Raw genomic sequence first — 21,272 nt, 5'->3', positions numbered from 1 at the left:
GAGGTGGTTTTTTGTCTTTTATCTTTCGCATTTTGATAAAGAACGGCTGTGATAGCTGACTCTGTAGAAAGTCGGGTTTTTACAGTAACACGAGCATTTACAAACAGTCTGGCTTTATAGAAAGCCGGGCTGCGAAATGATCGCTTGCCTACATTTCCTTACTCAGCTCCACATTCGAGCCCGCTTTGGGGCTAAATAGCTGTTGATACAGTCTGCCTGCAAACTCATCGGTCATTCCCGAAATATAGTCCGCCAACACTCTGTGACTGTTTAAACCTTGTTGCTCACTTTCGCGCCAGCGCTCTTGGGTGTTCAGTGGCAGTAAACGCTCTGGATCGGAAGCGAAGGCTTCGAATAAACCCATCACAATTTGCTGGCCTTTATATTCGAGCATTTGGATCTCAGGTTTACGGATCACGTATTTATAAACCAGTTGCTTGAGCACATTGAGCGCAATGGCAAATTCTGGCTCTAACGTCGCATTAAAGCGCAATAATGGCTCTTCGAACACGTCATCTTCTGAGATAACAATAGCGGTGACAAAGCCATTAACGAGTGTGCCTATGGCATCTTTACGCAGGTGATGCTCATGGGAAAACAGCTTGTTGCCAATATCTGCCAGCTCTTGTTTGATCCACGCATCACTGCTGTTGGTCAGTGTCGGCGCCACATCTTGATGCCACTGGGACGCTGTGACTATGCCCATCACAATCGCATCTTCGAGATCGTGCACCGCATAGGCGATGTCATCAGCCAGTTCCATAATCGAGCAATCGAAGGATTTAAACTGGGTTCGCAGATGCGGATAGTGGTGGAGGGCGGGGTGTGAACCTTGCTGAGTCGATGTAAAACGACGGCTATCTGCCTCAGACAAAGGCTCAAGCACCCAAGCGAAGATGTCGTTATCATCGTCGAAAGTGCCCTTAACCGGCGGCCATTGTGACGGCTTGAGCTGTCTATGGTTGGTGATTTCATTATGTTCACCCGCGACAAACAGCTTCGAGTGCGGCGCGGGGTATTTTAAAATCCCGAGCATGGTACGCCGACACAAGTTCATCCCAAAATCTAAGGTGTAGGGCTCAAGCTTAGAGAGAATTCGAAAAGTTTGGCCGTTACCTTCAAAACCGCCGTGGTCGCGCATCATGTAATTCAATGCGACTTCGCCGCCATGGCCGAAGGGAGGATGACCAATATCGTGGGCTAAACATAAGGACTCTAATAAGCTCATAGAGCAAAGCAGCTGTTTATGTTGTGGATATTTACGTCTGAGCTGCGCGGCTATGCCGGTGCCAATTTGCGAGACTTCGAGTGAGTGGGTTAATCGGGTGCGATAGAAGTCATTCATGCCAACGCCGAGCACTTGCGTTTTGGCCTGGAGGCGGCGAAAGGCGGCCGAGTGGAGAATACGCGCCCTATCTCTTTGGTAAGGGCTGCGGTGATCGTTACGCCGTTGTTTATCTTCACCATGACGGCGTTCTTGCCAAACACTTGAAGTCATATGCATTCCTAGCGAGAGTGGAAAATCAAAGCATCTTGTTAATTTCGTCTAAATTCAAAGTGAAACTGGGTACAAAGCAGCTCATAAAATACTGTACTGAGGGATCAGGATTCGTCGACAGCATGTCTTCGAGACGCTTACGGGCGGTATTGAATTCACTGTTGCCAGCGCGGTTTTCCTCAAGGCATTTAAGATAGGCACACAGAGTATCAGCCGATTTCACTATGGTCTTGTAAACGGGATCGGCGTAATCGCTGATGAACAGACTGCGATAATCCTCTTTAAATTCCTCAGGTACCATATCTAACATGCGCTGCTCGGCAATCGCCTCAATCTTTTTATACTCGGCTTCAATTTCTTTATTGAAGTATTTCACCGGCGTCGGTAAGTCACCCGTGAGAATTTCACTGGCATCGTGAAAAATCGCCAGACTCGTGGCTTGATGGGGATCGAGCGTCGTGCCGAATTTCTTATTACTGATGATCACCAGTGCATGGGCCACCATGGCAACTTGCAGCGAGTGTTCTTGAACATTTTCAGTGCGAACGTTGTACATCAAAGGCCAGCGTTGGATAAGTTTCATGCGAGCTAAATGCGCAAATAAGTGACTCATAGTTTTCCTGCTAAAGAGTGAAATCGGTAGGCGACAAGCTGCAATGGAAGACATGATACGAGTGAATAGGCAGTATTGACGCTAGTGAAGTCTTAGATTATCACAGCCTTGGATGACACGTGAGCATGAGCGTGGAGGATTTAAAGAAATAGCTAAAAATAAAGCGACCACTAGGATCGCTTTATGACTCAAACTGTTAACTGAGGATAAACTTACTGCCGATAGTTTTCGAGGAAGGCGCCAAACTCGGTAAATGCTTTTTTCAGATCTTCTTTATAGGGCAAGAAAACCACTCGCAAATGGTCAGGCTCAGGCCAGTTAAAGGCGCTGCCATGGACCAACAGGATTTTCTTTTCTCTGAGTAAATCCAGCACTAAACGCTCATCATCCCTTAGGTTGAATTTCTTCATATCCAGTTTAGGGAAGGCATAGAGTGCGCCCTTTGGTTTTTTAACGCTCACACCTGGAATTTGGTTAAGCAATTCGTAACAGGCATCCCTTTGGACTGTGAGGCGGCCATTAGGCAAAATAAGCTCGTTAATACTCTGATAACCGCCGAGCGCGGTTTGAATTGCATGTTGATTGGGCACGTTTGCACAGAGGCGCATCGAGGACAGCATTTCTAAGCCTTCGATGTAACTTTTAGCAGCCTTAAGATTGCCAGATAACATCATCCAACCAACACGAAATCCTGCTGCACGATAAGCCTTTGATAAGCCGTTAAAAGTAACAGTTAAAATATCGTCTGATAGACCCGCAGCAGGAATATGCTTGGCTTCGTCGTATAAAATTTTATCGTAAATTTCATCGGCAAAAAGGATCAGATCATGTTGACGACACAGTTCAACCACTTGCAGCAGTAATTCTCTGCTGTATACCGCTCCGGTTGGGTTGTTCGGGTTAATCAGCACTATGCCGCGAGTACGTGATGAAATTTTACTTTTAATGTCGTTGAGATCGGGGAACCAGTCCGCTTCTTCATCGCAGCGATAATGCACAGCCTTGCCGCCCGCGAGATTCGCCGCTGCTGTCCACAGGGGATAGTCTGGTGAGGGGATTAAGATCTCATCATCGGTATTCAGCAGGCCTTGCATTGCCATCATAATGAGTTCTGAAACGCCGTTACCTATATAGATATCTTCGATATCGACACCAAAAATCCCTTGGGCTTGATAATGCTGCACTATGGCCTTACGGGCAGAGAATAATCCTTTTGACTCACAGTAGCCTTGGGCACTGGGTAAATTGAGGATCACATCGCGCACAATTTCTTCAGGCGCTTCGAAACCGAAGGGGGCCGGATTACCAATGTTGAGTTTGAGGATTCGATGCCCCTCGTCTTCTAAACGTCTGGCTTCCTTGTGCACTGGGCCGCGGATGTCATAGCAAACGGTATCCAGCTTGTTGGATTTGATGATAGGGCGCATTTACACCTCGGAACATGCATAAAGTTTTGGCTTAAGTTAGCGCACCATAACGAAATTTCATTGTAGATGAAAGGGGGGATAAGCACAGAATTGCGCTTTTTTTATAAATATCCCTCAGTTAAATATGCTTTAACAGACGATTAAAGAAATCTGCACAAGTTTTATGTTCTGACATTGGCATGATTTTAAGATTGTTTATCTATTGGGTTGGTAGGGGAATCTTGTTTATGTTTTTTCATTTCGAAAGATGAAAATGCGTTTTCATTAGCTGACTCATATTTGATTTCTCTATATTAGCCATATTAATCGTAACAGAAGAAAATGTATTTTAGCTGATACTTAATGGTTGATTTTTAATCACAGATTTTTGATAAGGTAAATTTATGCAAGCGGCATTTTATCTTGTGATAATTAGGCATATTTATTGAATGCTTATTAAGCTAAGAAGATCATAAATGTTTAAGTTACAATCGCGTTAAAAGTCTTCTAGATTATACGGTTATGTAAAATTGTCTCGCGGGAAATAAATTTATTTTCTATCAAGTTAAATTTATAGTTGACTCAATATTCGATGCGCTTTATTTTCTGCGCGATGTTTTTGGCAAGGCACCTTAGATAGCAAGCAATTCGCGGGTTTTATCTTCAGGGTTAGTCATCATGAAGCAGCTGTGTTGACGTTCTAAATCGTGTTGATTTCAGACGTTATTCTAAAACCATTTGCCTTTTAGGCGATTTATTTAGAGGACCTAAGTGCATGTCTGAACCGACAGCGTTAAGTCTCATTCCACCTTTGGTGGTATTGGTGTTAGCTATTTGGTTACGCCGTCCTATTTTATCTTTGATCATAGGTGCGGTAACCGGTTTCCTGTTACTCGATCCCAGTCAAGTCTTAAACAATTTTGCTAGTGTGTCATTGAAGGTTATGGCCGATGAAACCATAGGTTGGTTGATTCTGGTGTGTGGTGGTTTTGGTGCGCTCATCGCACTTTTAGTACGAACTGGCGGCGCATTAGCGTTTGGCCGCAATGCACTTAAATTGGCGAAAGGACCTAAATCTTCCCTATTAATGACATTTATCCTTGGGATCGTGATTTTTATCGATGACTATCTCAATGCGTTGACCGTGGGTGAAACCATGAAGCGTGTAACGGATAAATTTAAAGTGTCCCGTGAAATGCTCGCCTATGTCGTGGACTCCACCGCCGCGCCCGTGTGCGTGTTAGTGCCATTATCGACTTGGGCAGTATTTTTTGGTGGATTACTGGTGGATAACGGTGTGGCAGCCGAAGGTCAAGGCATTGCAGTTTATATGCAAGCTATTCCTTACATGCTTTATGCTTGGTTAGCTGTGGCTATGGTGCTACTTGTCGCATTAGGTATTGTGCCCGCCATTGGTCCAATGAAGGCTGCGCAGCTGCGCGCTGCCCAAGGTGAACCCGCTGAAGCGCAAGTGGATTTCGACCAAGTGCAAACTTCGGATGAATATGCGGTTAAAGCCATAGAAGAGGAATTTAAGCACGCCGATAATCAGGGCAAACTGCATAACTTTTTAGTGCCTATTGGTTTGTTAGTTGCCTTTACCGTGTACTTTGATATCGACGTGTGGAAAGGCTTGCTGGCGACCTTAGTTATCACGATTCCTTATTATGCAGTGCAGCGTTTGATGCCATTTTCAGAGATGATGGACCAAATGATCGATGGCTTTAAAAGCATGCTACCAGCCATTAGCACTGTGATTGCGGCGTTTGTGTTTAAGGATGTGTGCGATCAGTTATTACTGCCGCAGTATGTCATTGAATCATTAAGCCCGTTTATGACACCTAAATTGCTGCCTGCGGTAGTGTTCTTATCTATGGCTATACTCGCATTTGCCACAGGTTCGAGCTGGGGTATATTTGCCGTGACGATTCCTATCGTGATGCCATTAGCGCAAGCGGTTGGGGCGGACATCCCATTAGTCATTGGGGCCTTATTGTCTGCATCATCATTTGGTAGCCAAGCGTGCTTCTACTCAGATTCAACCGTATTGGCCGCCCAAGGCTCAGGTTGTAACTTAGTGAGCCATGCTGTGACTCAGTTACCTTATGCACTTATCGCAGCAGTAATAGCATTTATCGGCTTTATTGTGATTGCATAACTTCTGTCACGATTAATATAAGAAACCAGCTACGGCTGGTTTTTTTATGTCTGCCGTAATGGGGTTAGGCGGCTAGAATGAGTAAAAGGTGAGTAAAGAGTGAGGAGGCTTGAACTAGGATAAACACGATTACACTGTTAAATGAATATTTTCAACTGATGTCAAATTATATTTTACGGAATTGTCATTTATATTTTACATATTTCATCGTCGCCATGTAGCTTTTCAAATCAAAGCCTGATTATACTTTGCATCCTTCAGGGCATTATTTTCAACATTAGTGGCAAACGAATCAAATGGACTCAACTCTTCTTACTGCGTTTTTCGAGCACGGCACAATACGTGATGTCGAATGTTTATTCCCTGATATTTCAGGCTATCCAAGGGGAAAGCTTATGCCAGCCCGAAGTTTTGCTCAGGGTGCTGAATTACGTATTGCCCAAGCGATTTCGATGCAAGCGATTACCGGTGAGTATTCTTACGATCCTGTTTTCCCTGATGCTGATCCTGATCTTTTACTCGTCCCCGATTACAGCACTCTCAAGATGATCCCATGGAGCACAGTGCCGCGCGCATTTGCCATCCATGACTGCGTATTACTGGATGGCAATTTATGTCCATTTGCGCCGCGCTCTATGTTAAAAAATGTGTTGGCCCGTTACCAAGCCCTTGGGTTAACGCCCGTGGTGGCCCCTGAGATTGAGTTTTATCTGACTGAAGCCAATACCGATCCGAGTGTGCCGTATCAGGCACCCATTTCAAAAAGTGGCCGAGCTGAAAATGGTCAATCTGCGTTTAGCATGAATATGCTCAATGAACTCGCGCCATTTTGGGATGAGTTTAATGCCGCCATCGATGTGATTGGGATTAAAGGTGATACTTGGATCCACGAGATGGGGCTATCGCAATATGAAATTAACTTAGTGCATGGCGATCCGCTGGCCTTAGCGGATCAAGCCTTTATGTTCAAATACGCGGCGAAAGAAATCGCCATAAAACATGGCTTGAATGCGATATTTATGGCGAAACCCATAGCGGGTCAACCCGGCAGTTCTATGCATTTACATCAAAGTGTCATCGATGATAAAGGTAATAATATTTTCAGCCATGCTGATGGTAGCGACACTGACCGTTTTCACCACTACATCGGCGGATTACAAAAGTATCTACCTGATTTAATGTTGTTATTCGCACCCAATATCAATTCATTTAGACGTTATATTTCCGGCAGTCAAGCGCCGATTAATTTAAGTTGGGGCGTTGATAATCGCACCACTGGCTTACGTGTGCCATTAAGTGCTCCTGTAGCGAGACGGGTAGAGAATCGTATTGCGGGCGCCGATGCTAATCCGTACCTGATGATTGCCGCATCTTTGGCTGCGGGCCTTGCCGGAATGGAAGAAAAATTATCGCCAAGTGCACCAGAAACAGGGAGCGCCTACGATAGCAGCCATGACCTAGCGCAGACATTTTTAGCTGCGTTAACGCAAATGCGCCAAAGTGATTCGGCACGACGCTTACTCGGGGACGATTTTGTCACTGGCTTTGTATCGGTGAAGGAAATTGAATTCCAAAGTTATTTGAGTGAGATAGGGGCTTGGGAGCGACGTTTCTTAGGGCCGCAATGCTAACGCTTATTTAATGAGGGGATTTTGCTGGATAACACCTATTCCCTTGAGTGACTCGACACATCACTAAAAAAACAGCAACAAAAAAGCCAGTGCAAGCACTGGCTTTTCTGTGTCTGGAAACGAGAAGGGCGATTAAACGCGCTTCTTGAATTCACCAGTACGAGTGTCGATTTCAATTTTGTCGCCTACTTTCACGAAGTCAGCAACACTCACTGTGCCACCGCCAGTGATAGTCGCTGGCTTCATCACTTTACCTGAAGTATCGCCACGAGCTGAAGGCTCAGTGTAGATCACTTCACGTACGATAGTGGTTGGCATTTCAACAGAGATAGCTTTGCCATCATAGAAAGTCACTTGGCAAGTTTCTTCCATACCATCAACGATATAAGCCGCTGCATCACCTAGGTTTTCAGCTTCTACGTCGTATTGGTTGTATTCTGCATCCATGAATACAAACATAGGATCTGCAAAGTAAGAATATGTGCAGTCAAGACGATCTAAGATGATGTCTTCTAACTTATCTTCACCTTTGAAAGTCGTTTCAGTACCAGAGTTAAGCAGTAAGTTTTTCAACTTTAACTTAACGATAGCAGCGTTACGGCCAGAACGAGTTGTTTCAGTTTTCTGCACAACCCATGGGCTGCCATCTAACATGATCACGTTACCAGGACGGATTTCATGAGCAGTTTTCATTACACTATTTCCTATATTTAGATTTTTCTGTTTTCGCGCAGTATCTTAGCTGTTTTTAACGAACTGAACTAGTCGAGTAGCGAGATCTGCAGCATTTAATGCATTAATTGGCCATTGTTTAGCATGGTGATGCAACAAGGGCAAATTAACAGGATTAAGGTTTTGCCAGTGAAGGCTCACGGCTGATTGCTGTGCTTGGTTGAACGCGAGATTCAATTCAGACCAATAACAAGCAATTTTAGGTGGCAGATTATCGCAGTAAAGTTTGAGAAAAGCTTCTAATTTTACGAGGTGATAATCATCTTCTTGGGGATAAATGTGCCAAATGAAGGGTTTTGCGGCCCATTGGGCACGTAAAAAGGAATCTTCACCGCGCACGATATTAAAATCACAGCTCCAGAGCAGGCGATCAAACCCCTGTTGGTCTGTCATAGGTAAAATGTGCAGGGTTAAATTACCATGATTTATCTGTTGACCCGGCACTAGATCGGCAATCTCACAGGGCAGTAAATGTGTCAGACTGTTTAAGCTACGCCCCTTTGGGAGCAGCGCATGGATTTTTTCTACCGATTGCTGCCATAACTCACATAATGCGGGTAGCGCCTCGGTCTCATAGCTAAAAACGCTAATCACTGTGTCTTGTGCCTGAATGTCCTTAAGACCTAGATCAGTAAAAAGCTGCAATTTATTGGCAGTATCAGCTTGCCAAGCATCACGCTCTGCAAACAAATTTTGCTCGCAAATGAGTCCACCCGTTTTGGCGCTAAAACCGGGAAAGTAGAAATACTTTTTCAAACCATTGGCTTGTAACGATGGCAAACCATGGCAGCCTTCAACCCAATCCTCTGCGCTTAAATACTCTAAATTCAGCCAAACAGGTACAGATTTTGGGGCGTTCTGATGTAAATAAGCCAGCTGCTCTTTTACCTGTTCGGGGAGTTCACAGGCAAAGGCTTCGATGAGCACTGCTCCTGCGACAAACTCTATAGGTAAAGGCTCTTTCCAATGAATAATATTCACACCATTGAAGGTTTGAGTGGCTTTTAGTGGATCGAGTGTCGGTAAGATATGCGAGAAGCTTGCGAGGTCGTCGACCCACAAATTAACGGGGATCTGATACTCATTGGCTATTTGTTTGGCTAAACGCCAAGTGACGCCAATATCGCCATAGTTATCAACGACGGTGCAAAAAATATCCCAATGATTGGAGCGAGGTGTGTTGCTCATGAGTGTGGTATGTCGTTATTCTTAGTCAGAAATATATGCATAAAAAAAGCGGCGTTAAAGCCGCTTTAATCAAATGGTTAACAGAATTAATCTTCTAATTCAGCTAAACACATTTCTTCGTAAATTTGCTTAACCCAAGCATCAACACGTTCTTCAGTCAGCTCTGGCTGGCGATCTTCATCGATACCTAAACCAATAAAGTGGTCGTCATCGACTTGACCTTTAGAGGCTTCAAAATTGTAGCTTGCAGTTGGCCAATGGCCGATGATGATACCACCACGGGCCTGAACAATATCGCCAACCATGCCCATGGCATCAAGGAAGTACTCAGCGTAATCTTCTTGATCACCACAACCAAAAATAGCGACAAGTTTGTCAGTAAAATCAATTTGCTCTAATTCAGGGAAGAAATCATCCCAGTCACATTGCGCTTCACCGTAATACCAGGTCGGGATGCCGAACAGCAGCAAGTCATACTCTGCAATCTGTTCTTTGGTACTTTTGGCGATATCTTTCACCTCAACCATTTTTTTACCCAGTTTTTTCTGGATCATCTTGGCTACAGCTTCGGTGTTACCTGTGTCGCTACCGAAAAAAAGACCTACAGTTGCCATTGTCTATCCTTTAATGTCTAGTTCACTTATTAGGTTAATCTTGCTGGTACTCGTTCAGCACTCAACTTGTTGCTGAAGAATTAATTCGATTAACTGGCTACGGCTGATGTTACTGGCCAATGCCTGCTCATTCAAGGCGTCATACAAATCTTGTGACACCTTTAACTCTATTCGCTTTAATCCGTTGGCTTTATCGCGCTGGATTTGATTGCGTTTGTTGACCTTAAGCTGTTGGCTACGGGACAAAGGATTGCTACGTGGTCGGCCCCGGCGCTTTTCGTTGGCAAAAAGGTCAATAGTGGTTCTGTCTGTCGCTTCTTTTGCCATGTTCTTATTGTTAACCGATCCCTGAGCCTTCCCAAGTGATCTGGATAATACCTTTTACAATAAACCCGGCGCAGCCGAGAAATAACACTAACCAAACAATAAATCGACCAAATTTTGGCACGTTACCTTGTTTAAGCACATCGTGGATGGCCATGCCGATAAAGAAAAATATCGAGGCAAAAAACAGGTTCAGGCCGATGGTTTCAATTTGTTCCATGTACTGAGATAACATACTTTCTTAGTCCTTGAGAGTGTTCTAAGGCCAAAAGAGGCGCGAATATATCACAACAAGATGGTGGCTGCCATATGCTTTCGGTCGAGTTTGCTGCTGATTTACATTGAATGTTTGTCAATAAATTCAGACACGATCCGGTTAAAAATGACGGGTTTTTGCGCATGCAACCAATGACCACATCCTTCAAGTGTTTTTGCCTGTGCCGCGGGGAATTGCGCCATGATAGCGCTTCTGTGCTCGCTAGTGACATAATTTGAGTCGCCGCCGCGAATAAACAGACTTGGTCCAGCATAGCTTTGTACTGGATTTAGTGTCTGATTTTGCCAGCCAATAATATTAGGATAACAAGCCTTTAGGCCACTTAAGTTCATTTTCCAACGAAAGCCAGTATCCGTGCGTTGTAGATTTTTGAGTAAAAATTGTGCCGTTGCTTCGTCAATACCATTGTCAATTAAATGGTTTAGGGCAAAGCGTCTGTCGGTATGGCCTTCTAAGGGCAGGCTTTCTAATGCCGCAAACACTGTGTCGTGTCTTGGCTCATAGGCGACGGGGGCGATATCGGCTGCCACCATACTGATAATGCGCTCTGGAAAGGCTAACGCCGTCGCCATGGCGATTTTACCCCCCATGGAGTGACCCACAATATGGGCGCGTTCAATAGCCAGTTCGTCGAGCAAGCTGATCATTGCAGTGGCCAGACGAGGGTAGTCCATTTGATCCCAATGCTCACTTAAACCATGATTGGGCACATCGACACGAATAACTTGATACTGATTTTCTAATACTTGCCCTAGACCTTTGAGGTTATCTAGATTACCGAACAAGCCGTGGATCAAGAGCACTGCGGGTCCTTGGCCTGTGGAAACAAAGTTCATGGTGATTCCTGTTGGAGATTTTTAGCTTAGCGTGACGCGAATTGTGCCCTTAATGCCGTTGGCTTGACAAGTCAGTTGCCATTTCTATAGTGGGGGCGGCCAGTAACTTGTGTGCTTTTTCGGCAATTGTCGATTAACTGCTAGTTTGCTGTGCTATTTCCCGCACTTTTAGAATAATGGCGCTTTATCAGATTGATAGAGATAGATACACTGGTAACAGATCGCAATGATCTGCCCCGATCGCTGTGGTAAACTTTTTTCGGTTAAGCCTGTCGAATAACAAAGGATAATTAAGGTTATGAAATATATCGAAGTAGATGAAGAGCTCTATCGTCATATTGCCAGCAAAACAGAACGTATTGGTGAGAGCGCCTCTGACATTCTTCGTCGATTACTCGGCCTGTCCGTCGATGCGGTCGAACAACCCCAGCCTTTGGCGATTAGCCAACCGAGCCTTGAAGCTGAACCTATTCAGCCAATCGCGGCGCAAACAGTGCCAGCAGTGAATGATTTTAGTCGCTTAGTCGATGAACATCAGTTATCGCAGCAAAAAGGCGCAGTAGGTCGTTTTCTGTTTTTGCTCGAAAGTTTGTATCAATTAGCCCCAGAGCAATTCTCACAAATTTTGCAGATCCAAGGGCGCGATCGTTTGTATTTTGCTCGCTCTAAGGAGCAACTGCTCGAAGCGAGTGCTTCGGCTAACCCAAAAGAAATTGGTACAAGTGGTTTCTGGGTAACGAGTAACAACAATACCGCCAAGAAACGCACTATTTTATCGGAAGTTTTAGTGCAATTTGGTTGTGATGCGACAGTAGCAGCGGGTATCTCCGAGCGCGTTTAATCCGCGGATGAGCCAAGTTAGTACGACATTTTTCTACTTTTTCTAATTGTAATTGAGTGCAGGAGAGCCATAGGTGGCAATACATCAAAGGGCAGGACAAATCGCTAATCAGACGGATCTGGTCAATATTCCAAAACTGATGAGCCATTATTACAGCATCACGCCAAATATGGATGACGTACAACAACGCGTCACCTTTGGCACTTCTGGGCACAGAGGCTGCGCCTTCAATGGCAGTTTTAACCAACAACACATTTGGGCGATTACCCAAGCTGTAGTGGACTACCGTCAATCGGCAAATATCGATGGGCCGCTGTTCCTTGGGATTGACACCCATGCGTTATCCTATGCGGCCTATTTGTCGGCCATTGAAGTGCTGGCGGCAAATAAAGTCACAGTGAAAATCCAACAGAACGACGGATTTACGCCAACGCCAGTGGTTTCCCATGGGGTGATTTGCGCCAATCGCGAAGCCAATATTACGGGTGCGGCATTGTCCGATGGTTTGATCATTACGCCTTCCCATAATCCTCCTCAGGACGGTGGCATCAAGTACAATCCACCCCATGGTGGACCGGCCGAAGGTAATATCACGGCTTGGATTGAATCGCGGGCCAATGATTACTTGCGCCAAGCGTTAGCTGGCGTGCAAAAATTAGCGTATGCCAAAGCGCTGGCATCAGGCTATGTCAACGCCATTGATTTGATCACGCCCTATGTGGCTGATTTAGAAAATGTTATCGACATGCAGGCGATTGCCAACGCTAAGCTGCGTATCGGCGTTGACCCGCTCGGTGGTTCAGGGATTTTCTATTGGGCACCGATTGCCGCGCGTTATGGGCTCGATATCACCTTAGTCAATGATAAGGTTGATCCAAGCTTTAGCTTTATGCCGCTGGATAAAGACGGCAAAATCCGCATGGATTGCTCATCTCCCTACGCGATGGCCGGGTTACTCGCCCATAAAGAATCCTTTGATTTATGCCTTGGTAATGATCCCGATTATGACCGTCACGGCATAGTTTGCCCTGGTACGGGTTTGATGGATCCGAATCATTATCTTGCGGTCGCTATTGATTATTTACTGACACACAGACCAGATTGGAGCGATACCTTAGCCATAGGTAAAACCTTAGTATCGAGTGCGCTTATCGATAAAATCTGTGCTTTCCACGGCAAAACGTTACTCGAAGTGCCAGTGGGCTTTAAGTGGTTTGTCGACGGTTTAGCCGAAGCCACAATCGCCTTTGGCGGTGAAGAGAGTGCTGGCGCGGCATTTTTACGCCGTGATGGCTCTACTTGGTGTACGGATAAAGACGGTTTTATTCTAGGGTTACTTGCGGCAGAAATTCTTGCGGTGACAGGTAAAACCCCAGGTCAGCGTCACCAAGAGTTAGTAAAACAATTTGGCCAAAGTTTCTATAAGCGTATCGATAGCCCAATCAGTCTTGAAAACAAAGCCAAGTTTGCTTTGCTCAATGCCGATACCTTAAATGCCACTGTGCTTGCAGGTGAGACAATCGAAAACGTGTTAACCCATGCGCCAGGCAATAATGCGGCGATTGGCGGCATCAAAGTTACCACAGCTAATGGGTGGTTTGCGGCGCGTCCATCGGGCACTGAAGCGTTATTTAAAATCTACGGCGAAAGTTTTATCAGTGAGCAGCATTTGGCTGAGATCATCAAAGATGCGCAGGCATTAATTGATAAGGCGCTAAACGCTTAATGCAGTAGTAGGTTTAGCTAACGTCTCAAAATAAAAAACGCACTCAGATTTGAGTGCGTTTTTGTTTGTGTCTAATTCAGCTGTGAGTAGTTGATCTAATACTAATTTGACCGTATTTAGTACTCGATATGACAACTCGGTAAGTTATTCTTATCGATGTAATTTTGGTGATATTCCTCAGCCACATGGAACTGTTGCAGTGGCACTATTTCTGTGACGATATGGCGTAATCCCCAACGCCCCGAGCGGGCAAAAGCTAACTTTGAGGCTTCGGCGGCCGCTTTTTGCTCACGGTCGTGGAAGAAAATGGTGCTGCGATATTGAGTGCCAATATCTCCGCCTTGCATGTTCAGACTCGTTGGATTGTGGTTTTTCCAAAATACATCGAGCAAGTCTTCATAACTGACAAGGGCAGGATCGAATTCCACTTGCACCACTTCGGCATGGCCCGTTTTGCCTTTTTTGACTTCTTCATAGGTCGCCGCGCTATTATTGCCGCCCATATAGCCGCAGGTGGCATTCGATACGCCGTTCACTTGTCTAAAAAAATACTCTACGCCCCAGAAACAGCCGGCACCAAAGGTTGCTAACGCCATAATTAAATCCAATAGAAGTCTAGATGGCTAAGGATTGTGATAAAACTTGAGTGCAAAAGCAAGCCTCAAGCTGGAATATTTATCATGGGAAATTCTTAGGGAATGTCCTGATAATTTAACAAACAGCTTAGTTGAATGTCATTCCGTTTAAAACTGGGTCCTACGGTAATAAATGTCTGAGAACAGCACTAAAAACATGTGTTAGTATTGAAGCCGTTTTTTAGGTGCGAGTGAGACTAACCGCGGTGAGAAAAATGCTTAAGTGGTTATTACTGCCTGTACTTATGCTATTGCGCCAATACTGTTACACATCATTATAAGGAGAATTCTGTGTTACAAGCTCTGTTAGATTCAAAGGATTTTTTAGCGCTCACCTTAGCCCATCCTGAACAGTTCGATGGCGAATTTTCATTTAACTTAGGCGATCATACTCAAGTGGAAGTATGGGATACCGGTGTTATTGTTTTCGAACCAATACAGAATGAAGGAAAAGATATTGTGCTTTCCTGCGGTGTTCACGGTAACGAGACCGCGCCCATTGAACTCTGCAATAGCTTAATTAAACAACTTCTACAGCAAAAGATCATCGCAAAACAGCGCACTTTATTTCTCATTGGTAACCCATTAGCGATTAATAACGGCACGCGGATTATTGACGAAAACATGAATCGTCTATTTAGTGGTGAGCATTCCAATCCACCAGGGTTAGTGAACCCTGAGCGAGTACGCGCGAAAAAACTCGAAGCCTATGTCGATCGTTTTTATACTGCGGTTGCCGATGGACGTCAGCGCATCCATTATGATTTGCACACGGCGATGCGCGCCTCGAAGCATGAAAAGTTCGCTATCTATCCCTATCGTCCAGGGCGCGCCTTTAGCGGCGAGCAAATTATGTTTTTAGCCGCAAGCGGCGTCGATACAGTACTTTTCCACCACGAACCGACCACGACCTTCAGCTATTTTTCCTCTGAATGCTACGGCGCCGATGCCTTTACCATTGAGCTTGGCAAAGTGTATCCCATGGGGCAGAACGACATGACGCGTTTTATCGCCACCCATGAAATGTTCATGCGCTTGATCACCGCTAAGTCGTTGGAGCTGGATGCATTTGATGCCGATAAGGTTAACTTGTACCAAGTGTGCCGCGTCATCAATAAACATTTCGATGATTTTGAATTTACCTTCGCAACAGATGTCGAAAACTTCAGAGCTTTCCCGAAGGGCTTTGTTTTAGCGCGGGAAGGTGGGCAAGAAATTAAAGTGGAGCACGAGTTTGAGTCTGTCGTGTTCCCTAATGCCAAAGTGCCTATTGGCAATCGCACTGTGATTTGCCTGATCCCTGCGGTGAATGCGGACGTGCGTTAGGCTTGTAAAGCAATATATACATGCGTGGCAGGGATAACTTGTGGTTTGAGCTATGCCGATGGTTGATAGGTAGTTTACGTTAACGTAATGTTCGTCGGGCATATTCGTATAAACAGACGCATCAAAACGCTTTGATGCGTAATGAGATAACAAGAGCACAATATGAGCAAAGCAACACTCAACACTGATACAGTGCACCGTGTCGGCTTCTTGGATAAGGCATCGCTACACATTCCTATCCTTCGAATTCTACAAGCCGACGGCACCACTTATGAAACCGCGGTTTTGCCTGTGATAGATGAAACCTTAGCCACTAAAATTTACGATACCTGTGTATTCACTCGGGTACTTGATGAACGTATGCTTGGCGCCCAGCGTCAAGGACGCATCAGCTTCTACATGACCTGTACGGGTGAAGAAGCGGCGATTGTCGGCAGTGTGGCCGCACTCGATCAAGAAGACGTTATCCTCGCGCAATATCGTGAGCATGCGGCGTTGCGTTATCGCGGCTTTACCACTGAACAGTTTATGAATCAGATGTTCAGTAACGAGAAAGATCTTGGTAAAGGTCGACAAATGCCAATCCATTACGGCAGTGCGGCATTGCATTATCAAACGATTTCCTCACCGTTAGCCACGCAAATCCCGCAGGCAACTGGTGTGGGCTACAGCTTAAAAATGCAAGGTAAGCGCAAAGTCGCGGTTTGTTATTTTGGCGAAGGCGCTGCATCGGAAGGGGATTTTCATGCTGGTCTAAACATGGCCGCGGTACTGAAATGCCCAGTGATTTTCTTCTGTCGTAACAATGGCTACGCCATTTCAACGCCCACCGAAGAGCAGTTTGCCGGTAACGGTATTGCCAGCCGTGGTGTCGGTTATGGCATGCACACCATTCGTGTTGATGGTAATGACATGTTGGCCGTGTTAGCCGCAACTCAGCAAGCCCGCGCCTATGCGATTGAGCATAATGCGCCTGTGCTGATTGAAGCCATGACTTACCGTCTCGGCGCGCACTCTTCTTCAGACGATCCCTCAGGTTATCGCTCGAAAGATGAAGAAGCCAAGTGGCAGCAACACGATCCGGTTAAACGCTTCAAATTATGGCTTATCAACAAAGGTTGGTTGGCTGAAGCGGATGATGTGAAACTGCATGAGAAATATCGTGAAGAAGTATTGGCTGCGGTAAAAGTGGCTGAAAAAATTCCTGTGCCTATGCTGGATGAAATTATTGAAGATGTGTACGACAAGCCGACGCCAGTGCTGAAAAAGCAACTCGCCGAGCTTAAAGAACATATCAAGAAATATCCGCAAGCCTATCCAAAAAGTGCAGGGAGACTATAAGCCGTGGCTGAAATGAATATGTTACAGGCCGTCAATGAGGCCTTGTCGATTGCCATGCAAGCCGATGAACGCATGGTGGTTTTTGGTGAAGATGTGGGCCACTTTGGCGGGGTATTTCGCGCCACCTCCGGTCTTCAAGAAAAATTCGGGCGCGATCGCTGCTTTAATACGCCGCTGACAGAGCAAGGTATTGCCGGTTTTGCCAATGGTTTAGCCTCAAATGGCATGACCGCCGTGGCTGAAATTCAATTCGCCGATTATATCTTTCCGGCGTTTGATCAAATCGTCAACGAGTCGGCTAAGTTCCGTTACCGCAGCGGTAATGAGTTCGATGTCGGTGGATTAGTGTTCCGTACGCCCTATGGCGGCGGTATCGCGGGCGGCCATTATCACTCACAATCACCTGAAGCCTATTTTACCCAGACGCCGGGGTTAAAAGTGGTGGTGCCACGCAACCCTGAACAAGCCAAAGGACTGCTGTTGGCGTCAATCCGTGACAAAAACCCGGTGATCTTCTTTGAGCCTAAGCGTTTATATCGTGCATCGGTTGGCGAAGTGCCCGCGGGCGATTATGAAATTGAACTGGGTAAGGCTGAAGTGGTTCGCGAAGGTAAAGACATCACCTTAGTGGCGTGGGGCGCGCAAATGGAAATCCTTGAAAAAGCCGCCGACATGGCCGCTAAAGAAGGGATCTCCTGCGAAATTATTGATTTACGCACCTTGTCACCCTGGGATATCGATACCGTTGCCGATTCAGTCAAAAAGACCGGACGTTTGCTGGTTAACCATGAAGCGCCATTAACCGGTGGTTTTGCTGGTGAGATAGCGGCGACGATTCAGCAAGAATGCTTCTTGTATCTAGAGTCGCCCATCAGCCGCGTTTGTGGTTTAGATACCCCGTACCCACTCATTCATGAAAAAGAATACATGCCAGATGCATTCAAAACGTTTGAAGCCATCAAAGCATCAGTGACCTTCTAGGAGTCCGGTATGATTAAAGATTTTATTTTGCCGGATATTGGCGAAGGTGTTGTGGAGTGTGAGTTGGTTGAATGGTTGGTCAAAGAAGGCGACACCGTCGTTGAAGATCAGCCGATTGCCGATGTCATGACAGACAAAGCCTTAGTGCAAATCCCTGCGCCTTTTGCGGGCGTAGTCACTAAGCTGTATTACGCCAAAGGCGATATTGCGAAAGTGCATGCGCCGCTCTATGCCGTAAAAATTGAAGATGCCGTTGAAATCGCAGGCGAATCTGTTACGGCTGAACCTGCTGCGACAATCGCAAAGGCTGCTGAGCCTGTGACGGCAACAACTGCTGATACGTCATCCCGTTCATCTGTCAGCATTGAAGAATTCTTACTACCTGATATCGGCGAAGGCATTGTTGAATGTGAGCTAGTTGAATGGTTGGTGAGTGAAGGTGATTGGGTTGAGGAAGATCAACCGATTGCCGACGTGATGACAGATAAAGCGTTGGTGCAAATTCCTGCCATTAAAGCGGGTAAAATAGCCAAACTGCATTATCGCAAAGGTCAGCTTGCCAAAGTGCATGCGCCTTTATTTGCCATTGAAGTTGAACAGGCGGCTTCTGCACCTGCGGCGACAACAAATACAGATACTGTGGCCAATGCGGCACCTGCAGCGCAGGCTGTGAATGCAGAACCTGCTCGTCAAGGTAAAGCCTTAGCGAGCCCCGCAGTTCGCCGTATGGCGCGGTCGTTAGATATCGATTTGAGCCAAGTACCTGGTACAGGAAAGCATGGCCGTGTGTATAAGGAAGATATCAATCGCTTCCAACAAGGCGCAAGCAATGTTTCTGCTCCAAGTGTGGCTCAGGTAAAAGAGGCGCCAGTTCAAGCGACTCAAACATCTCAAACCCAAGTTCCAACATCTACAGTGACTCAACGCGCTGACACGGTTGAGCCGATTCGCGGCGTAAAAGCTGTGATGGCACGCATGATGGTGGAATCTGTATCGAGCATTCCGCACTTTACCTATTGCGAAGAGTTTGATTTAACAGACTTAGTTGCACTGCGTGAAAGCATGAAAGTGAAGTATTCGTCAGATGAAGTGAAGCTGACCATGATGCCTTTCTTCATGAAGTCGATGTCGCTCGCGTTAAGTCAGTTCCCTGTGATGAACAGTCAAGTGAATGCGGATTGCACTGAACTGACTTATAAGGCGCGTCACAATATCGGCATGGCGGTGGATTCTAAAGTCGGTCTCTTGGTGCCCAACATCAAAGATGTGCAGGACAAGAGCATTTTAGAAGTGGCCTCAGAAATCACCCGCCTGACCCAAGCAGCCCGTAGCGGCCGCGTGGCGCCAGCGGATCTGAAAGACGGCACTATATCTATTTCTAACATTGGCGCCTTAGGTGGCACAGTGGCGACGCCTATTATCAACAAACCTGAGGTGGCGATTGTGGCCTTAGGTAAGTTGCAAACCCTACCGCGCTTTAACGCGAAAGGGGAAGTCGAAGCTCGCCAAATCATGCAAGTGAGCTGGTCAGGTGACCATAGAGTGATCGATGGCGGTACGATTGCTCGCTTCTGTAATCTGTGGAAACAGTATCTTGAGCAGCCTCAAGAGATGTTATTAGCGATGCGCTAAGCCGCTGGCACGAATAACTGACGCTAAAAGGACGCTAAAAGCGTCCTTTTTTATTTGCTTTGCACAAATGGGTTAATCTTTTGATCCAGATTACGTATAATTCCCGAACGTAGTTATCCTGATGGATGTGTTATGAGTCAGTTAGCCCCCAGCCCATTTGCTCCAACAATAGAAACCATTGATTACCCGTTTCCGCCTAAACCAGTGCCTTTGTCCGATGCGCAAAAAGCCGATTACAAGGCGCGTATCAAGCAACTGCTCATTGAAAAAGATGCCGTTCTGGTTGCCCACTATTATACCGATCCTGAAATCCAAGCCCTTGCCGAAGAGACTGGCGGCTGCGTTTCAGACTCCTTAGAAATGGCGCGCTTTGGCCGCGATCACCCAGCAAAAACCTTAATCGTTGCTGGGGTCAAGTTTATGGGCGAAACCGCCAAGATTTTGAGCCCTGAAAAAACCATTTTAATGCCGACCCTTGAAGCGACCTGTTCATTGGATTTAGGTTGTCCGATTGATAAGTTCAGCGCTTTCTGCGACGCGCACCCAGATCATACTGTGGTGGTTTACGCCAATACCTCGGCTGCGGTTAAAGCGCGCGCCGATTGGGTGGTGACCTCAAGCATTGCTCTCGAAATCGTTGAGCACTTAGACAGCGAAGGCAAAAAGATCATTTGGGGACCAGACCGTCATTTAGGCAGCTATATTGCCAAACAGACGGGCGCCGACATGTTGATGTGGCAGGGCGATTGTATCGTTCATGACGAGTTTAAATCTAATGCGCTGCGCGATATGAAAAGCGTTTACCCAGATGCGGCGATTCTTGTGCATCCTGAGTCGCCAGCCAGTGTGGTGGCGATGGCCGATGCTGTTGGCTCGACCAGTCAGCTGATCAAAGCTGCGCAGACCATGCCGAATGAGCGTTTTATCGTGGCAACCGATCGCGGTATTTTCTATAAAATGCAGCAGGCGGCGCCAGGTAAAATTTTAATCGAAGCGCCAACCGGCGGAAATGGCGCAACCTGTAAGAGCTGTGCCCACTGTCCTTGGATGGCGATGAACGGTTTGCAGGCCATTGAAGCGTCACTCGCCGACAGCGATAAAACCACCCATGAGATTTTTGTGGATGAAGACTTAAGAGTTAAAGCGCTGATCCCACTGACGCGTATGCTGGATTTTGCCAAGACACTGAATATGAAAGTGAAGGGTAATGCCTAAGCCCATTATTTAGCTTTTCTTCAGCCTAATAAAAATCCCCGCCATAGAGTCTGTCTCTTGATCACATCTTTTGCTCAAGAGACAAGGCTAGCTGGTAACCTTCAAGGATGGTTTGCAGTTTAAACCATCCTTGCCATAACCTTTCCCAGCCCACAATTCCGCTTCGTTTGCTGTCATTCCAGCCCGCGAGTTTTCCTAATCTTAGATAAGCCCAATGCACACTGGGGACTTGTTCGGGCGGTTGGCTTTTTTCCGTCTTTAGCCATAACAACTTCCAGGCCAATGGGCTTAACAGGCT

19 protein-coding genes and 1 pseudogene are annotated in these 21,272 nt (G+C 46.1%); 9 read left to right on the top strand and 11 right to left on the bottom strand.

Features of this window, described 5'->3' with window-relative positions; all coding sequences use genetic code 11:
- Nucleotides 1-148 precede the first annotated feature (148 nt).
- The 3 genes from L5M28_RS15445 to L5M28_RS15435 form a co-directional block, all read right to left on the bottom strand.
- Complete coding sequence (locus tag L5M28_RS15445) at nucleotides 149-1,498, bottom strand: anti-phage deoxyguanosine triphosphatase (RefSeq protein ID WP_263203787.1); 1,350 nt, start codon at nucleotides 1,496-1,498, stop codon at nucleotides 149-151.
- 25 nt (nucleotides 1,499-1,523) lie between these two features.
- A complete protein-coding gene (yfbR, locus tag L5M28_RS15440) occupies nucleotides 1,524-2,111 on the bottom strand; it encodes a 5'-deoxynucleotidase (protein WP_168825242.1) in 588 nt (195 codons plus the stop codon).
- 212 nt (nucleotides 2,112-2,323) lie between these two features.
- A complete protein-coding gene (locus tag L5M28_RS15435; protein ID WP_131524175.1) occupies nucleotides 2,324-3,538 on the bottom strand; it encodes a pyridoxal phosphate-dependent aminotransferase in 1,215 nt (404 codons plus the stop codon).
- Between the two features lie 754 nt (nucleotides 3,539-4,292).
- Between L5M28_RS15435 and L5M28_RS15430 the strand changes: the two genes are divergently transcribed.
- Nucleotides 4,293-5,675: a Na+/H+ antiporter NhaC family protein gene (locus L5M28_RS15430; protein ID WP_028759992.1), complete on the top strand. Its 1,383-nt coding sequence runs from the start codon at nucleotides 4,293-4,295 to the stop codon at nucleotides 5,673-5,675.
- Nucleotides 5,676-5,971: 296 nt separating this feature from the next.
- Nucleotides 5,972-7,306, top strand: a complete 1,335-nt coding sequence (locus L5M28_RS15425; protein WP_263203786.1) for a glutamine synthetase family protein — start codon at nucleotides 5,972-5,974, stop codon at nucleotides 7,304-7,306.
- A 132-nt stretch (nucleotides 7,307-7,438) separates the two neighbouring features.
- Here L5M28_RS15425 and efp read toward each other — a convergent pair whose 3' ends face one another.
- From efp to L5M28_RS15395, 6 genes are all read right to left on the bottom strand, one after another.
- Nucleotides 7,439-7,999: an elongation factor P gene (gene efp / locus L5M28_RS15420; protein ID WP_105252465.1), complete on the bottom strand. Its 561-nt coding sequence runs from the start codon at nucleotides 7,997-7,999 to the stop codon at nucleotides 7,439-7,441.
- Nucleotides 8,000-8,044: 45 nt separating this feature from the next.
- Complete coding sequence (gene earP / locus L5M28_RS15415; protein WP_028759989.1) at nucleotides 8,045-9,226, bottom strand: elongation factor P maturation arginine rhamnosyltransferase EarP; 1,182 nt, start codon at nucleotides 9,224-9,226, stop codon at nucleotides 8,045-8,047.
- Between the two features lie 86 nt (nucleotides 9,227-9,312).
- Nucleotides 9,313-9,840 carry a flavodoxin FldA gene (fldA, locus tag L5M28_RS15410; protein WP_006081576.1) on the bottom strand — a complete coding sequence of 176 codons (528 nt, stop codon included), beginning with the start codon at nucleotides 9,838-9,840 and terminating at the stop codon, nucleotides 9,313-9,315.
- Between the two features lie 54 nt (nucleotides 9,841-9,894).
- Nucleotides 9,895-10,167, bottom strand: coding sequence for a LexA regulated protein (gene ybfE / locus L5M28_RS15405; RefSeq protein WP_006081577.1), 273 nt, complete (start codon nucleotides 10,165-10,167; stop codon nucleotides 9,895-9,897).
- Nucleotides 10,168-10,177: 10 nt separating this feature from the next.
- On the bottom strand, nucleotides 10,178-10,399 hold the full coding sequence (locus L5M28_RS15400; RefSeq protein ID WP_006081578.1) for a DUF2788 domain-containing protein: 222 nt from the start codon (nucleotides 10,397-10,399) through the stop codon (nucleotides 10,178-10,180).
- A 101-nt stretch (nucleotides 10,400-10,500) separates the two neighbouring features.
- Nucleotides 10,501-11,277, bottom strand: coding sequence for an alpha/beta fold hydrolase (locus L5M28_RS15395; RefSeq protein ID WP_173496693.1), 777 nt, complete (start codon nucleotides 11,275-11,277; stop codon nucleotides 10,501-10,503).
- 298 nt (nucleotides 11,278-11,575) lie between these two features.
- Here L5M28_RS15395 and seqA point away from each other — a divergent pair, with 298 nt between their 5' ends.
- Together seqA and pgm are read left to right on the top strand one after the other, a co-directional pair.
- Nucleotides 11,576-12,118 carry a replication initiation negative regulator SeqA gene (gene seqA, locus L5M28_RS15390; RefSeq protein ID WP_173244937.1) on the top strand — a complete coding sequence of 181 codons (543 nt, stop codon included), beginning with the start codon at nucleotides 11,576-11,578 and terminating at the stop codon, nucleotides 12,116-12,118.
- Between the two features lie 73 nt (nucleotides 12,119-12,191).
- Nucleotides 12,192-13,844 (top strand): phosphoglucomutase (alpha-D-glucose-1,6-bisphosphate-dependent), encoded by a 1,653-nt coding sequence (gene pgm, locus L5M28_RS15385; protein ID WP_263203784.1) that lies wholly within the window; start codon nucleotides 12,192-12,194, stop codon nucleotides 13,842-13,844.
- Nucleotides 13,845-13,960: 116 nt separating this feature from the next.
- On the opposite strand, the gene msrA is transcribed toward pgm, so the two are convergent.
- A complete protein-coding gene (gene msrA / locus L5M28_RS15380; RefSeq protein ID WP_263203782.1) occupies nucleotides 13,961-14,440 on the bottom strand; it encodes a peptide-methionine (S)-S-oxide reductase MsrA in 480 nt (159 codons plus the stop codon).
- A 330-nt stretch (nucleotides 14,441-14,770) separates the two neighbouring features.
- Between msrA and astE the strand changes: the two genes are divergently transcribed.
- The 5 genes from astE (at nucleotide 14,771) to nadA (ending at nucleotide 20,974) form a co-directional block, all read left to right on the top strand.
- Nucleotides 14,771-15,805, top strand: coding sequence for a succinylglutamate desuccinylase (astE, locus tag L5M28_RS15375; protein ID WP_263203781.1), 1,035 nt, complete (start codon nucleotides 14,771-14,773; stop codon nucleotides 15,803-15,805).
- Between the two features lie 162 nt (nucleotides 15,806-15,967).
- On the top strand, nucleotides 15,968-17,146 hold the full coding sequence (locus L5M28_RS15370; protein WP_113939702.1) for a thiamine pyrophosphate-dependent dehydrogenase E1 component subunit alpha: 1,179 nt from the start codon (nucleotides 15,968-15,970) through the stop codon (nucleotides 17,144-17,146).
- 3 nt (nucleotides 17,147-17,149) lie between these two features.
- Nucleotides 17,150-18,127 carry an alpha-ketoacid dehydrogenase subunit beta gene (locus tag L5M28_RS15365; protein ID WP_006081587.1) on the top strand — a complete coding sequence of 326 codons (978 nt, stop codon included), beginning with the start codon at nucleotides 17,150-17,152 and terminating at the stop codon, nucleotides 18,125-18,127.
- Between the two features lie 9 nt (nucleotides 18,128-18,136).
- Complete coding sequence (locus L5M28_RS15360; RefSeq protein WP_263195819.1) at nucleotides 18,137-19,759, top strand: dihydrolipoyllysine-residue acetyltransferase; 1,623 nt, start codon at nucleotides 18,137-18,139, stop codon at nucleotides 19,757-19,759.
- A gap of 132 nt (nucleotides 19,760-19,891) precedes the next feature.
- Entirely contained in the window at nucleotides 19,892-20,974 is a 1,083-nt protein-coding gene (gene nadA, locus L5M28_RS15355) for a quinolinate synthase NadA (protein WP_028759980.1), read from the top strand.
- A gap of 61 nt (nucleotides 20,975-21,035) precedes the next feature.
- Here nadA and L5M28_RS15350 read toward each other — a convergent pair.
- Nucleotides 21,036-21,272: pseudogene (locus L5M28_RS15350) on the bottom strand (IS4 family transposase); the annotation flags it as partial.

It is taken from the genome of Shewanella sp. SW32, assembly GCF_025653365.1.
GTDB lineage: Bacteria > Pseudomonadota > Gammaproteobacteria > Enterobacterales > Shewanellaceae > Shewanella > Shewanella oncorhynchi.
The sequence above is the reverse complement of the archived record's forward strand: the minus strand, read 5'-3'. Positions and strand labels throughout refer to the sequence as shown.

Bases quoted from the DNA above. Each gene is read 5' to 3' on its own strand.
- L5M28_RS15425 (WP_263203786.1), top strand. From the start codon at position 5,972: ATGGACTCAACTCTTCTTACTGCGTTTTTCGAGCACGGCACAATACGT.
- fldA (WP_006081576.1), bottom strand. From the start codon at position 9,840: ATGGCAACTGTAGGTCTTTTTTTCGGTAGCGACACAGGTAACACCGAA.
- L5M28_RS15445 (WP_263203787.1), bottom strand. From the start codon at position 1,498: ATGACTTCAAGTGTTTGGCAAGAACGCCGTCATGGTGAAGATAAACAA.
- L5M28_RS15430 (WP_028759992.1), top strand. From the start codon at position 4,293: ATGTCTGAACCGACAGCGTTAAGTCTCATTCCACCTTTGGTGGTATTG.
- L5M28_RS15370 (WP_113939702.1), top strand. From the start codon at position 15,968: ATGAGCAAAGCAACACTCAACACTGATACAGTGCACCGTGTCGGCTTC.
- L5M28_RS15395 (WP_173496693.1), bottom strand. From the start codon at position 11,277: ATGAACTTTGTTTCCACAGGCCAAGGACCCGCAGTGCTCTTGATCCAC.
- L5M28_RS15400 (WP_006081578.1), bottom strand. From the start codon at position 10,399: ATGTTATCTCAGTACATGGAACAAATTGAAACCATCGGCCTGAACCTG.
- nadA (WP_028759980.1), top strand. From the start codon at position 19,892: ATGAGTCAGTTAGCCCCCAGCCCATTTGCTCCAACAATAGAAACCATT.
- ybfE (WP_006081577.1), bottom strand. From the start codon at position 10,167: ATGGCAAAAGAAGCGACAGACAGAACCACTATTGACCTTTTTGCCAAC.
- seqA (WP_173244937.1), top strand. From the start codon at position 11,576: ATGAAATATATCGAAGTAGATGAAGAGCTCTATCGTCATATTGCCAGC.
- L5M28_RS15360 (WP_263195819.1), top strand. From the start codon at position 18,137: ATGATTAAAGATTTTATTTTGCCGGATATTGGCGAAGGTGTTGTGGAG.
- yfbR (WP_168825242.1), bottom strand. From the start codon at position 2,111: ATGAGTCACTTATTTGCGCATTTAGCTCGCATGAAACTTATCCAACGC.
- earP (WP_028759989.1), bottom strand. From the start codon at position 9,226: ATGAGCAACACACCTCGCTCCAATCATTGGGATATTTTTTGCACCGTC.
- msrA (WP_263203782.1), bottom strand. From the start codon at position 14,440: ATGGCGTTAGCAACCTTTGGTGCCGGCTGTTTCTGGGGCGTAGAGTAT.
- efp (WP_105252465.1), bottom strand. From the start codon at position 7,999: ATGAAAACTGCTCATGAAATCCGTCCTGGTAACGTGATCATGTTAGAT.
- L5M28_RS15435 (WP_131524175.1), bottom strand. From the start codon at position 3,538: ATGCGCCCTATCATCAAATCCAACAAGCTGGATACCGTTTGCTATGAC.